Origin of the sequence: Bacillus sp. ISL-4 (assembly GCF_018613275.1) — a bacterium.
GTDB classification, from domain to species: Bacteria; Bacillota; Bacilli; order Bacillales; family DSM-1321; genus Peribacillus; species Peribacillus simplex_E.
This window is the reverse complement of sequence record NZ_JAGGQN010000045.1, coordinates 1-13,050: the sequence shown is the minus strand read 5'-3', so window position 1 is coordinate 13,050 and position 13,050 is coordinate 1. Positions and strand designations below refer to the sequence as shown.

Annotated in this window: 11 protein-coding genes and 1 pseudogene; 10 read left to right on the top strand and 2 right to left on the bottom strand. The window is 37.2% G+C overall.

Annotation, left to right across the window (positions count from 1 at the left end):
- Positions 1-96 precede the first annotated feature (96 nt).
- From J7J00_RS23265 to J7J00_RS23230, 9 genes and pseudogenes are all read left to right on the top strand, one after another.
- Positions 97-366, top strand: a complete 270-nt coding sequence (locus J7J00_RS23265) for a hypothetical protein (RefSeq protein ID WP_214794993.1) — start codon at positions 97-99, stop codon at positions 364-366.
- A gap of 183 nt (positions 367-549) precedes the next feature.
- Positions 550-1,302: a DeoR/GlpR family DNA-binding transcription regulator gene (locus J7J00_RS23260; RefSeq protein ID WP_214794991.1), complete on the top strand. Its 753-nt coding sequence runs from the start codon at positions 550-552 to the stop codon at positions 1,300-1,302.
- A gap of 553 nt (positions 1,303-1,855) precedes the next feature.
- Positions 1,856-2,836: an ABC transporter substrate-binding protein gene (locus J7J00_RS23255; RefSeq protein ID WP_286201539.1), complete on the top strand. Its 981-nt coding sequence runs from the start codon at positions 1,856-1,858 to the stop codon at positions 2,834-2,836.
- Between the two features lie 80 nt (positions 2,837-2,916).
- Positions 2,917-4,482 carry a sugar ABC transporter ATP-binding protein gene (locus J7J00_RS23250; protein WP_286201538.1) on the top strand — a complete coding sequence of 522 codons (1,566 nt, stop codon included), beginning with the start codon at positions 2,917-2,919 and terminating at the stop codon, positions 4,480-4,482.
- Between the two features lie 80 nt (positions 4,483-4,562).
- Positions 4,563-5,465, top strand: a complete 903-nt coding sequence (locus J7J00_RS23245) for an ABC transporter permease (protein ID WP_396020605.1) — start codon at positions 4,563-4,565, stop codon at positions 5,463-5,465.
- 55 nt (positions 5,466-5,520) lie between these two features.
- Positions 5,521-6,555, top strand: a pseudogene (locus J7J00_RS28975) (glycoside hydrolase family 32 protein); the annotation flags it as partial.
- 78 nt (positions 6,556-6,633) lie between these two features.
- A complete protein-coding gene (locus J7J00_RS28970) occupies positions 6,634-8,568 on the top strand; it encodes a glycoside hydrolase family 32 protein (RefSeq protein WP_396020604.1) in 1,935 nt (644 codons plus the stop codon).
- Positions 8,569-8,684: 116 nt separating this feature from the next.
- Positions 8,685-9,650 (top strand): carbohydrate kinase family protein, encoded by a 966-nt coding sequence (locus J7J00_RS23235; protein WP_214794987.1) that lies wholly within the window; start codon positions 8,685-8,687, stop codon positions 9,648-9,650.
- A 374-nt stretch (positions 9,651-10,024) separates the two neighbouring features.
- Entirely contained in the window at positions 10,025-11,185 is a 1,161-nt protein-coding gene (locus tag J7J00_RS23230) for a CapA family protein (protein ID WP_286201537.1), read from the top strand.
- Positions 11,186-11,247: 62 nt separating this feature from the next.
- Here the strand turns inward: J7J00_RS23230 and J7J00_RS23225 are convergent, their stop codons facing one another.
- On the bottom strand, positions 11,248-11,484 hold the full coding sequence (locus J7J00_RS23225; protein ID WP_214794985.1) for a hypothetical protein: 237 nt from the start codon (positions 11,482-11,484) through the stop codon (positions 11,248-11,250).
- Between the two features lie 412 nt (positions 11,485-11,896).
- Between J7J00_RS23225 and J7J00_RS23220 the strand changes: the two genes are divergently transcribed.
- Positions 11,897-12,229: a sodium/glutamate symporter gene (locus tag J7J00_RS23220; RefSeq protein WP_214794983.1), complete on the top strand. Its 333-nt coding sequence runs from the start codon at positions 11,897-11,899 to the stop codon at positions 12,227-12,229.
- Between the two features lie 454 nt (positions 12,230-12,683).
- Here J7J00_RS23220 and J7J00_RS23215 read toward each other — a convergent pair.
- Positions 12,684-13,050: transposase (locus J7J00_RS23215; RefSeq protein ID WP_214794981.1), on the bottom strand; the 367-nt coding region annotated here is incomplete at its 5' end.

The window sequence follows — 13,050 nt, the reverse complement described above, 5'->3', positions numbered from 1 at the left end:
CCTCCTACTCGATTTATGCAATTAAAGGGGGAGGATAATCCGATAATAAAAAAATACACATTTACGGAATTTTGGTAAAATTAATTAGAGGAGAAGATGAAAAAATATTTAGGAGTTATTTCGTTTGCTTTAATTATCTTGGTTATTTGTTTCTTTGCTGGAACTATAACACAAGTAATTGACCCTGGAGTAACAACTTTTCGTGTATTGATGATATGTGGAATCATTATATCTTTCTCTTTCTCTTTTCTCAGTGAGAAAGGACTTTGGAGAAAATTAGCTTTAGGTCTTAGTATATTTGTTGGTTTAGTTTACTTTATGGCTGTTGAAATAATGAGAATAATATTCCAGGGTAATGGATTTTAAATTGTTTATTCAACAAACAGGTGCGTTACTTCATTACCAGGAGCTGATCAACTGCTCCTTTTTCTTATGGGGGTACCCCTAATAGTTCTCACATGTCACTGCAAAATTATATATACTAAAATTAATTAAACGAGAATACACGAAGAACCTTTAAATAGAAGTGTAATACGAGGAGGAGATATCATGCTTATTACGGAACGGCATCAATTAATTTTAAAGCTAATAAAAGAAAAGGAGAATGTTAAGATTCATGAGCTAGTAGAATTAACAAATACTTCAGAATCTACTTTGCGTCGTGATCTAGATCAATTAGAAAAGCAGAACTACTTAAAACGTGTACATGGTGGAGCTTCACTTTTACATAGTAAACGAGACGAACCAAGTGTGTTTGAGAAAATAACGCAGAACCTTGAGGAAAAAGCTAAGATAGCAAAATATGCGGCAGAACTAATTTTGGACGGCGACTGTGTTTATCTTGATGCTGGAACAACAACGTATCAGATGATCAAACATTTAAGACAAAAAGATATCGTTGTCATTACAAACGGAATTGATCATTTAGATGCATTACTTGAAAATGATATATGTACATATTTTATTGGTGGATTTGTTAAAAAGATTACCAAAGCAACAGTTGGACGTTATGCATACGAAAGTATAAAAAAATACAGATTTGATAAGTGTTTCATGGGTGCGAACGCTATTCATTATAATTTTGGATTGACTACCCCAGATCCAGAAGAGGCGCAAATGAAAGAAAGAGCCATTTTTTTGTCACGTGAGGCCTTTGTATTAGCAGATCATACGAAATTTGGAGAAGTATCATTTTCTAAGTTTGCAGATTTAAACCAGACAAAAGTTATTACGAATGAAGAAGGTACAATAACGTTAGGAAAATATAAGGAGAAAACGGAGATAATTATTGTGAGGGACTAAAAACTAAATTTGCTATCGTTGAAGGAAAGCTGGTATTCAAACTGTCTGATTCAGACAGTTTGAATACCAGCTTTTTTTTGAGGAGATTCTGAAATTATTTTTTTGGAAATTTCCCCCTTTGTTGTATCAATATAATAAAGAATGCTTGATTTATTGTAATGTGGCCAATTAACAATGAGGGAAAATCTGCTCCATGTATTAAACATTCAATTTGAAAGTTTAATATTTTATGTTATTAATATATTTTTTGGAATAATTGGAACTATTGACAGTTATCAACAGTTTTAATATAATCAAAATCAATCAAAATCAACCAAATTCATTCAATTATAATTCTAATGTGTAAAGGGTAATTATATTGTTATACAAAAGATGAAAGCGTTATCAATTAATTAAGATCAATGTGAAAAAACTATCAAAAACAACCATATTTCCATTATTTCAACCAAAAATATTCATTTAAGGAGGTGATCTAGTTTAAGAGATTGAGAGTGGTAACAATTTCTCGTTCTGTAGCTAATTATTTTCATCTTCAAAAACTAGGGGGATTAATATGGTTAAATATGTAAAAATACTAGGAATACTAGTTTTGGCGTTTGTAATTGCCGCGATGACGGCATGTAGTGGGGCTAGTGAATCATCAAATGGATCAACTGACGGTAACGAAGGACAAGAAGGTAACAAACAATTAACGATCGGTGTAGCGGTGGGTAGTTTAGCAAACCCTTTCTTCGTCTCCATGGGTAAAGGTGCTGAAGAAGCAGGAAAAGAATTAGGTGCTGAAGTTCTAGTTGAAAGCGCTGAATATGATTTAGCAAAACAAGCAGCTCAAATAGAAAACTTTATTACGAAAAAGGTAGATATTATTCTTTTAAATGCTGTTGATACAAAAGGAATTGCGGCAGCTGTTCAACAGGCCAAAGCCGCTGATATTCCAGTAGTTGCTGTAGATACTAATGCTGAAGGTGGTGTCGATGCCACTGTTACTTCAGACAACTATCAAGCTGGTAAACTAGCCGGAGAATATGTGATTGAACAATTAGGTGGAAAAGGAAAAATAGCTATTATTGATGGACCTCCTGTTTCGGCTGTATCTGATCGTATTCAAGGATTTGAAGATGCAATAAAGGATTCCGAAATTAAAGTAATTGCGAAGCAAAATGGAGAAGGGAATCGCGAAAAGGCATTAACGGTGATGGAAAGTATTTTACAAGCTAATTCATCAGGCTCTATTGACGCTGTATTTGCGATTAATGATCCAGAAGCAATTGGTGTTGAAATTGCTCAAGAGCAAGCGAATCGTAAAGATGAATTTTTCATTGTCGGAGTAGACGGTGCTCCTGAAGCCACAGAAGCAATGGCAAAGGAAGGAAGTACAATTGCTGCAACTTCAGCTCAGTCACCTAGTAACATGATCAAAAAAGCTGTTGAAATCGGAATGAAAGTGAAAAATGGTGAAGAAGTTGAGGAGCTTATTAAAGTTCCAGTTGAGATTGTAACTCAAGATACATTAGATTCTTACCAAGGTTGGTAAGAATCTTTCAATAAATAGGCTGATAAGGATTCCTCCTTTAATCAGCCTATTCAAATCAATATAAGGGGTGAGATAAAGGTATGGCTGTCAATGAAATGTCTCTTAAAGGCCAACAAAGTCTAAAAAAGCCAGTGTTGAATATGGAAGGGATTAGTAAAACGTTCTCAAGTGTAACCGTATTGAAAAATGTGAGAATAGAACTTTATCCAGGTGAAGTACATGCATTAATGGGAGAGAATGGCGCTGGAAAGTCAACTTTCATGAAAATCCTTGCAGGCATTCATACACCTGATGACAATGGTGGGAAAATCTACTTAAAAGGTCAACCAATTTTATGGAAGGACCCTACTGATGCAAGGAACAAAGGAATTAGTGTTATTCATCAGGAGTTAAACCTTTCTCCTAATTTAACAATAAGTGAAAATATCTTAATGGGTTCGACCTTTCCTAGAAATGGTTTAGGAATGGTGAAATGGGATGAGGTCCATGAACGTGCCCAAGAGGTGTTAGATTCAATGGGGTCGAATCTAAATCCACGCCAATTGGTTTCGACCTTAAGTGTTGCTCAACAACAAATGGTCGAGATCGCTAGAGCATTATCCTTTAATGCAGAGGTACTCATAATGGATGAACCAACCGCCTCTTTAACAGATAAAGAAATAAAAAAACTGTTTGAAATTATTGATGATTTGAAAAAGCAGGGAGTTGCTATTGTATATATCTCTCACAGAATGGAAGAAATCTTTAAAATTTCTAATAGGTTCACTGTATTACGTGACGGCGAATGGATTGCAAGTGGGCCGATTGAAGAGACAAATCCTGATCATCTCGTAAAGCTAATGGTAGGACGGGATTTAAAGGACTTGTTTAATCGGTCAAAAGCTTTTTGTACAAAAAATCCAAAGGAAGTTACACCTGTACTTGAATTGAAAAATGTTTCTGATAACACGATTGTAAAGAATGTATCTTTAAAAATTTACCCAGGTGAAATTGTTGGTTTAGCGGGGCTTGTTGGAGCTGGTAGAACAGAATTGGTTAGGGCTATTTTCGGTTTGTCCGAGTTGAAAAGTGGCGAAATATTGGTTGATGGTCAATCTGTTAGAATCAAATCCTCAATAGATGCTATTGCTAATAGGATTGCACATGTACCTGAAAGCAGGAAAGAACAAGGGTTATTTTTATCAATGTCCGTAAAAGAGAACATCATAATGGCTGAATTGAAAAAACACGCTAAAGCAGGAATTGTTAGTTGGAAGCAAGCAAATGAAAGCGCTAACCAATATATTGAAGACTTAAATATAAAAATAGCTTCCCCAGAACAGCAAGTATCAAACTTAAGTGGTGGGAATCAACAAAAGGTAGTGATCGCTAGGTGGCTATCAATTGCACCAAAGGTATTACTACTTGATGAGCCAACACGAGGGGTTGATATAGGTGCCAAGACTGAAATCCACAAGATTGTTTCAAAGCTTGCAGATGAAGGATTGGCCGTTTTAATGATATCATCTGAACTTCCTGAAGTATTGGGGGTAAGTGATCGAATACTTGTCATGAGTGAAGGAAGGTTAACAGGCGAGCTTTCGAAGGAAGAAGCTACACAGGAAACAATTATGCGTTTAGCTACCAAAGGGGGGAGAGAGAAATGAGAGGGAATACGCAAACTATTACTCATTCACAACGCCTAAATATAGGAAATGTCCTTTATTCTTTATGGAATAGGCTTGGCATGATCATGATTTTATTATTATTGTGTGTAGTACTTTCATTTACAGCACCAAATTTTTTAGATACAGCCAATTTATTGAATGTATTAAAACAAGTTTCTATTATTGCTATTTTAGCTGCTGGGATGACAATTGTTATTTTAACTGGTGGTATTGATTTATCAGTTGGTGCAACAGTTGCTCTATCTGGCGTTATCTCAGTCATGGTCTCTTCTGAAGGAGTTAATCCTATTATTGCGATGTTATCAGGCGTACTAGTAGGGTATGCAGTAGGACTGATTAATGGATTTCTCACAGCCAAAGCAAAGTTACCAGCATTTATTGTTACACTAGGCAGCTTCACATATGTTCGTGGACTCGCTTATGTCATTAGTGGTGGTTATCCAATTGTTTTACAAAACGAAACATTTAAATTCATCGGTGGTGGAAGTATTTTTGGAATCCCCACTCCTATTTATATCATGTCTTTAGTATATGTTGTGATGTTTTTTGTTCTTAAATATACGATGTTTGGTCGTCATATTTATGCAATTGGTGGCAATGAAGAGGCAGCTCGGTTAACTGGAATTAAGGTTGAAAAGTCTTTAATCAATGTGTATTCGATTAGTGGTTTACTAGCTGGTTTAGGAGGAGTCGTTTTAGCGGGAAGGTTGTTTTCTGGACAGCCAACTGCTGGTCAAATGTATGAATTAGACGCAATTGCTGCTGTTATTCTAGGAGGAACAAGTTTAACAGGTGGAAAAGGGAAAATAATAGGAACAATTATTGGGGTTTTAATTATGGGGGTAATCAGTAATGGGTTAACTCTAATGGATGTCAACTATTATTGGCAGTTAGTTGTAAAAGGTGGAGTTATTGTAGCAGCCGTTTTATTAGATCGATTGCGCGGAAATAGTCCAGCATAACGATCACATGTCATTTTAGATTTTAAAAAAGGGATGTGAAATAAAAGTGAAGAGGATTATTAGTATTCTACTAATATGTTCAACTGTCACTTGTTTACCATTTAATAGTGCATATGCAGAAGACCCTGAGTATTATAATGAACCATACCGTAATCAATTTCATTTTTCTCCTGAAGCTAACTGGATGAATGATCCGAATGGTATGGTTTTTTATAAAGGTGAATATCATTTGTTTTATCAATATCATCCGTATGGAACGACATGGGGACCGATGCATTGGGGGCATGCTGTCAGTAAAGATCTTGTTAATTGGGAGCATTTGCCGATTGCTTTATCGCCGGATGAAAACGGTCAGATTTTCTCGGGGAGTGCTGTTATTGATTGGAACAATACAGCTGGCTTTGGAAAAGAAGCAATGGTTGCCATCTTTACGCATGCAGGGGATAAGCAAGTCCAAAGTATAGCGTATAGCCTAGACAAAGGAAGAACTTGGGAAAAGTATAAAGGGAATCCCGTAATGCCAGACCCTCCTATACAAGATTGGCGCGATCCTAAAGTATTTTGGCATGAAGAATCAAACCAATGGGTTATGTCGTTAGCGGCTAAGGATAAGATCATGTTTTATACCTCACCTAATTTAAAAGAGTGGGAGTATGCAAGTGAATTCGGCGAAGATGGTGGAATACAAGCAAATAGCTTAGACAGAACTTCTTATACCATGTCATCCCAGACAGGTGAATCATTTAGCTATGAGGGAGATATTACCCTTAATGAGAAGAATGGGAGAGAAGGGACAGGCGGTTTAGTTTTTCGGTCAGATAGGAGTGCAAAGAACGGCTATGTTGCGAGCTTAGATGCCAAAAACGATGTCATAACATTAATTAAGAATGTAGATGGAACAAACGAGGAAATTGCGAGAAAACCTTTTACCCTCAAAACTTCAACTACCTACCATGTGAAGGTGGAAACAGATGGGGATCAAATTCAAGTCTCTGTAAACGATCAATCTGTTATAAAAAAAACAGATATAGAATTCGATTATGGATACTATGGATTGTCAGCGTGGAATTCAACGGCTGCCTTTCGAAATGTGGAGTTCAAGAATACATCTAACTTTGAAACCAATTTATCAAAATGGACAGATGTAAACGGAAGCTGGGAGAACACGATGGATGGAAAAAGTGGAACCTTTACGGAGGATGCTTTTGTAATGAGTGGTCAAACAGGGGATAACTTTTTTTTTGAAGCAAACATTGAGATATCTGGGGAAAAAGGTGGCAATGGAGCTGGCTCGCTCGTTTTTCGTGCAGATCCTAATGCAACAAACGGTTATATGGCGAATATCGATGCTTTAAACGATACAATAAAAATCATGAAAATCGAAAATGGAGACATATCCATTCTAGCTGAAAAAACAATAAATCTAGATACAGATAAAAGGTACCATTTAAAAGCAAGCACTCATGGAAAAAATATTAAAATTTCTTTAGATGGTAATCTCATTCATGATGTAAATGATTCAACTTTTTCATCAGGGCATTTTGGCTTAAATGTTTGGAATTCATCCACGTTATTCCAAGATGTTCAAGTTGGTAAGAACATCATGACAAATGAGAAGGAAATTACTAATCATGATTTTGAGACAGGTGATCTAACTGGGTGGAGTACAATCGAAGGTAATGCTTTCACAAAAGATCATGTGACAAATGTACCATCATACTGGGGAGGGGATTTCGGCCACCAAGGAAACTACCACTTATGGGGGTTTACTGATCTTCAAAAGGGAGATGACGCAACAGGTGAACTGCACTCCTCATATTTTAAACTAGATGGCTCTGGGGAAATCAACTTTCTGTTGGGCGGTGGTAATGATATCAACAACCGCTATGTTTCGTTAGTGAGAGCCTCTGATGATCAAGAATTAATTCGACAAGCCAATACCAAATTTAAAGAAGAAAAATATCAAAAATACGTCTGGGATGCTTCTAAATACATTGGAGAAGTGTTATATATTAAAGCTGTAGACCAAGCTACAGGTGGTTGGGGTCATTTAAACATGGATGATGTTAATGTTTATAATGAAGGGGCCATGCCAAATGAAGTAGACCAAGTTGCCAAAGAGCCTGAGAAAGACGATTCGAAAGAAAGCGGCATCCTTACAGACTGGTCTGCTGTTTCTGGAGAGTGGATACCTACTACTCATGGTAGTAACGGAGGGATTTGGGAATGTCCTACTCTAATCGAATTACCAATTGATGGTGACCCTTCAAAAACAAAATGGGTACTACAGGTAAGCATTAATGATGGCGCTCCTGCAGGCGGGTCAGGTATGCAATATTTTGTAGGTACCTTTGACGGGAAAACGTTTGAAAATGAAAATCCTTCCGATCAAGTGTTATGGACTGACTACGGGGCAGATTATTATGCCGCAGTAGATTGGAGCGGAATTGAAGGTAAGAATGGCGAAAAATATTGGATTGGCTGGATGAGTAATTGGCAATATGCAAATAATACACCAACTTCGACTTGGAGAAGTTCAACGACATTGCCAAGAAAGATGGAGCTAACTCAGACAGATGAAGGTTTACGTTTAAAACAAACACCAGTTTCTTTAAAAACCATACGAGATAAGAGTGAAAAAATTTCATATAAAAATAAAGTCATATCTGGTGAAAGTACTCTCCTATCTAAACTATCAGAAGATACATTTGAAATGATAGCTGAGTTTGATGTAGATGATATAAAAGCAACTGAATTCGGCTTTCAAGTTCGTAAAGGAGCAACTGAATATACGACTATTGGCTATGATGTTGCCACTAAACAGTTATTCGTAGACCGTTCAAGTTCAGGAAGCTTTGATTATGGGAACAATGTAGTTGGTAAGCATGACGGACCGTTAAATGCATTAAATGGGACTGTGAAAATGCATATTTTCATTGATCGATCTGCTGTAGAAGTGTTTGGAAACAAAGGTGAAACGGTTATTTCTGATCAAATTTTCCCGGATCCATCAAGTAAAGGATTACAAATTTATAGTAAGGGTGGAGAAGTTACATTAAAGTCTTTGAAAATATACCCTTTAAAGAGTATATGGAAAAGATAAAGACTAAATTTCAATCCTATTAAAGAAGGGTTGATAGTAAGAGTTTATGAAGGCTGTCGAAATGATCGATAGCCTTTCATTTTACCTAAATCACAAGAATGGAGAGTGTAATGTAAATGAATAAAACAAACCGCGCAGTCATATGCGTTGGGGAGCTTTTGATCGATTTTTATTGTACAGATATTGATGTTAATTTAATAGAAGGTAATCATTTTCTAAAGAAAGCCGGGGGTGCACCAGCGAATGTCGCAGCTACTATTTCAAAGCTAGGTGGGGAAGCGAGTCTTATTGGAAAAGTAGGAAATGACCCATTTGGATTATTTTTAATAGAAACGATAAAAGAGGTGGGGGTTGATACATCGATGATTGTTACTGACGATTTAGCACCAACTACTTTAGCATTTGTTTCTTTACAAGCAAATGGTGAAAGGGATTTTGTATTCACTAGAGGAGCGGATCGAAATTTAACAGAGGATAACTTATACCTAGATAGATTAAGTGGTGCAAAGATCATTCACTTTGGATCTGCAACTGCATTTCTGGAAAACCCTTTTAAAACAACTTATTTAAAGGCAATGGAATTTGCACAAAATAGGGGGATATTTCTATCGTTTGACCCTAACTTCCGACATGATTTATGGGAAAATAGAGTGGGTGAATTTATTAGTTTAGCTAGAAAGGGTATATCAATGGCTGACTTTGTAAAAGTAAGCGAAGTAGAGCTTGAACTAATCACGGGAAAAATGGATAAATATGATGGAATATCAATGCTCCATCATTTAGGGGTGAAAATAGTGGCTGTTACCCTTGGATGGGAAGGCACTCTTCTTTCAAATGGAAGTGGAATGAGTGTAATAAACAGCGTCGAAGTAAATTCTATTGACTCAACTGGTGCAGGTGATGCATTTGTCGGTGCTGCTTTATTTCAATTTGCAAATCTTGAGTCCTATGACACAATTCTTAGTGATTTTAGTAAACTTAAAGAGATCATTCTTTTTGCAAATAAAGTAGGTGCCATCGTGTGTACGAAGGTAGGAGCGATTTCTTCTCTGCCAAACGAAGAGGATATATATAAGATTTAGTCTTCATCGTATTGTTTCGGATTGTGAAAAAATCGCGGTACACCTGGCTTAGGAGGTCTAGGTGCATCGCGATTTTTAGTTTATATAAGCGGTTGTTCAAAAAAAAGCGGTGGAAGTTCAGTCACAATGGAATAAAAAAACCTTTCCCATAAAACCGATATGGACCGCCTAAAGTGACAGACAAGTACTTTCAGATACAGTAGGCATATCAGAGATAGCAAGCACATCTGACATAGCAACACATGATATGTCTAATTTTCCTATTTCGTACTCTGTTTCAAACAAATGATATGTTCATTTTAAATATCAAATAGATATTTTTGTTGTTATTTCCTAAAAACACCCTACTATAATAGTAGGAGGTAGCATTTGTCATGAAAAGAATACTAGTGTTTCTAGCCACATTTATGTGTTTGTTATGGATTCTTGCACCATTTGTAAAAGGTCAATTTCAAGAGGAACCAAAAGTCTCGGAAACAAAGGCAGAAAGTAAAAATAACCTTAAACCCGAGAACGCTTCATCTCACGCTCATACACTTGTTCCGAAACAAAAAGTAACTGCAGCAACCATAGGCGCTGTGGGAGATATTTTAATTCACGATAGGGTGTATATACCCGCTCGCAAGTCAAACGGCTCGTATGACTTTAATCCGATGTTCCGATTTGTGAAGCCCTATCTGGGAAAAACGGATATTACGGTGGCTAATCAGGAAACGATGATTGGCGGGAAAGAAATAGGGCTTTCCTCATATCCTTCCTTTAATTCACCAGTAGAGGTGGGAGATGCTCTAAAGGCAAACGGGGTTGATCTCGTGACAATCGCCAATAATCATACACTTGACCGAGGAGAAAAGGCGATTTTGAATGCGCTTAACCACTGGAACAGTATTGGGATGCCTTATACAGGAGCTTATCAATCGTCTGAAGACCAGAAGATCATTCGGATATTAAAAAGAAACGATATTACCTTTTCGTTTCTCAGCTATACGTATGGAACGAACGGGATTCCTGTTCCTGCGGGGAAGCCGCATCTTGTGAATTTAATTGATACCACGAGAATCCAGACGGAAGTTAAAGAAGCAGAAAAAGTTTCGGATGTCGTTGTGGTCAGTCTGCATTTCGGCAAAGAGTATGAACGGTTGCCTAATGATGAACAAAAGCTGCTTGCTCAAACGACAGCTAATGCAGGTGCTGATATTATTATTGGCCACCACCCACACGTTTTGCAGCCTGTTTCATGGCTTACAAAACCAAATGGCGAACGGGCATTTGTTGCTTATTCGCTTGGGAATTTCCTATCCGGCCAGCAGGGAGATTACAAAGACATCGGCGGTATTATGCAAATTGGCGTAAGGAAAATCCAAACCGGGGATGATGTGAAAATCGAACTGCAAAATCCCAAATTCCTGCCAACCTGGGTCAACCGGCCATATGAGATCATTCCAATGAAAGCCTTGACTGATCAGTCTGACAAATATAACGAAATCCAAAAACATATGAATCAATTCATGCCTGAACTGTCATTTGATTTTTAATGAAGGTACAGTCTTTGGCATTGGAAAAAACTAATTGTTTTACATAATGAAAAAGCCACCGGCTATGTAGCCGGTGGACCGCATATTCCTCCTAATTGGTAAATACTATTCACCATGTTCCAGCTAAACTTGCTCTGCTCCTTCGGCTGGAATGGCTTGTGGATACAAAAATGTGCCTGAAGCTGAGACAGTGAGAGTAGATCATTCGCATACACACCCCATATACACATCGAAAGCATTGTAAAAATAAAGGTTAAAGCTGGCCTTGGATCCCCTATTTTGATATTATTTTGTTCCATAAAGCGACCTCCTGTATACTAAGTTGCTTTCTCCTATTGCACCATTCACACATGATTACTATCAAGGGGAAAGCTATAGCGTGAAAGAAAAGAAAAAAGCAGTTTTTTCTCTTCTTTCACTAACGGACTCTTTCGACAGGATTGCCCTTGTTCTTTAAGAAGTCAGGAACCCAGCGTCTACAGGTATATAGCTTCCTGTAACAAACTTGGAATCATCAGAAGCAAGGAAGAGCAATGCTCCAACACAAGCGTCATCAGGAATGTAAGCAGCATCAGGTATAACTTTTCCTGACTACATGGGGGCACTGGTCATGGGCGCTGTCATACGTAACGTTGTCGAAGCAATCGGCCACAAACATCCAATGAAGAAATGGAAATCATTGGTTAAATTTCCCTATCCTTATTCCTTGCCATGGCTTTGATGGGTCTTAAACTTTGGGTGCTAGCAGACCTGGCGCTTCCAATAATTGTTATCCTGATTGCCCAAGTTGCATTCATGTTTCTGTTCGGTTATTATGTAATATTCAAGTTGCTTGGTAAAAATTATGAGTCGGCGGTTCAGACAGCTGGTTTCATTGGTTATGCAATGGGATCTATGTCCAACGCGATGGCTAACATGCAGGCAATCACTAAGAAATACGGTTCTGCTCCGACTGCTTTCCTTGCTATTCTTATAGGCGGCATGATTTCGGATTTCTTTAATGCTGGCGTTATTACATTTTTATTAAATTTTTTTACTCGATAGTGCATAGACGATCAAATATTTGGATAAAAGCAGTCGGTAAACTGTCTTGATTTTGTAGCCGTCGTTTCTATATAGAAACTGATCGTTGGGTAAAATTTCGGAGATATTGCGCTTGTACATACTGGATAAATGTCAGGAGAAGTTAATTGCTCCTGAGATATATAACGTGTTTTTTTATTTGTCGATGGAATACGTACAGCGATGAAATAAGTAAAAATCTTATGAAAGCTCCCTTTTTAGTTAAGTGATTAATTATAAATATCGATATTCAAGAAAAGGGCGCGATTCTTTAATAAGAATCGCTTTTCTTATGCAACTAAACCAGCTAATAGTTTGTCAACATTTATCAATAAAAACTAAAAATATTTCATGCTATACTAAATTTGTGCATGCCAAATAACCTCCCAATGAACTATATTTGGAAAGTTTTATACTATTTGGTTATGTTTTTAAACTAGGCTATATCTTGGAAAGTCGAGTTATTTTGTAATAGTGCATAAATCCATTGTAGAAGCTTATTGGCACATGCTATCACAGCTACTTTAAAGGGCTTTCCTTCTTCACGTTTCTTATCATAGAACTCTCGTAATCTCTTGTTCCGAGGGATGATTTCATCTGTCGTTTTCTTCTTGCGACAATCACGAATGGCACAACGAACTGCCATATATAAGGCATGTCGTAGTCTACCAGAACCTCTTTTGGTAATCCGATTTACTGTGCCTTTAAATTTACCCGATTCAAATATACTTGGATCAATTCCGGCAAATGCCACTAGTTTTTTAGGGTGATTAAACCGATCAATCTCTCCAATTTCAAACCTA

Excerpts from the sequence above, each read along its gene's own strand:
- J7J00_RS23260 (WP_214794991.1), top strand. The coding sequence starts at position 550 with ATGCTTATTACGGAACGGCATCAATTAATTTTAAAGCTAATAAAAGAA.
- J7J00_RS23255 (WP_286201539.1), top strand. The coding sequence starts at position 1,856 with ATGGTTAAATATGTAAAAATACTAGGAATACTAGTTTTGGCGTTTGTA.
- J7J00_RS23265 (WP_214794993.1), top strand. The coding sequence starts at position 97 with ATGAAAAAATATTTAGGAGTTATTTCGTTTGCTTTAATTATCTTGGTT.
- J7J00_RS23220 (WP_214794983.1), top strand. The coding sequence starts at position 11,897 with ATGGCTTTGATGGGTCTTAAACTTTGGGTGCTAGCAGACCTGGCGCTT.
- J7J00_RS23245 (WP_396020605.1), top strand. The coding sequence starts at position 4,563 with ATGATCATGATTTTATTATTATTGTGTGTAGTACTTTCATTTACAGCA.
- J7J00_RS23235 (WP_214794987.1), top strand. The coding sequence starts at position 8,685 with ATGAATAAAACAAACCGCGCAGTCATATGCGTTGGGGAGCTTTTGATC.
- J7J00_RS23225 (WP_214794985.1), bottom strand. The coding sequence starts at position 11,484 with ATGGAACAAAATAATATCAAAATAGGGGATCCAAGGCCAGCTTTAACC.
- J7J00_RS23230 (WP_286201537.1), top strand. The coding sequence starts at position 10,025 with ATGAAAAGAATACTAGTGTTTCTAGCCACATTTATGTGTTTGTTATGG.
- J7J00_RS28970 (WP_396020604.1), top strand. The coding sequence starts at position 6,634 with ATGGATGGAAAAAGTGGAACCTTTACGGAGGATGCTTTTGTAATGAGT.
- J7J00_RS23250 (WP_286201538.1), top strand. The coding sequence starts at position 2,917 with ATGGCTGTCAATGAAATGTCTCTTAAAGGCCAACAAAGTCTAAAAAAG.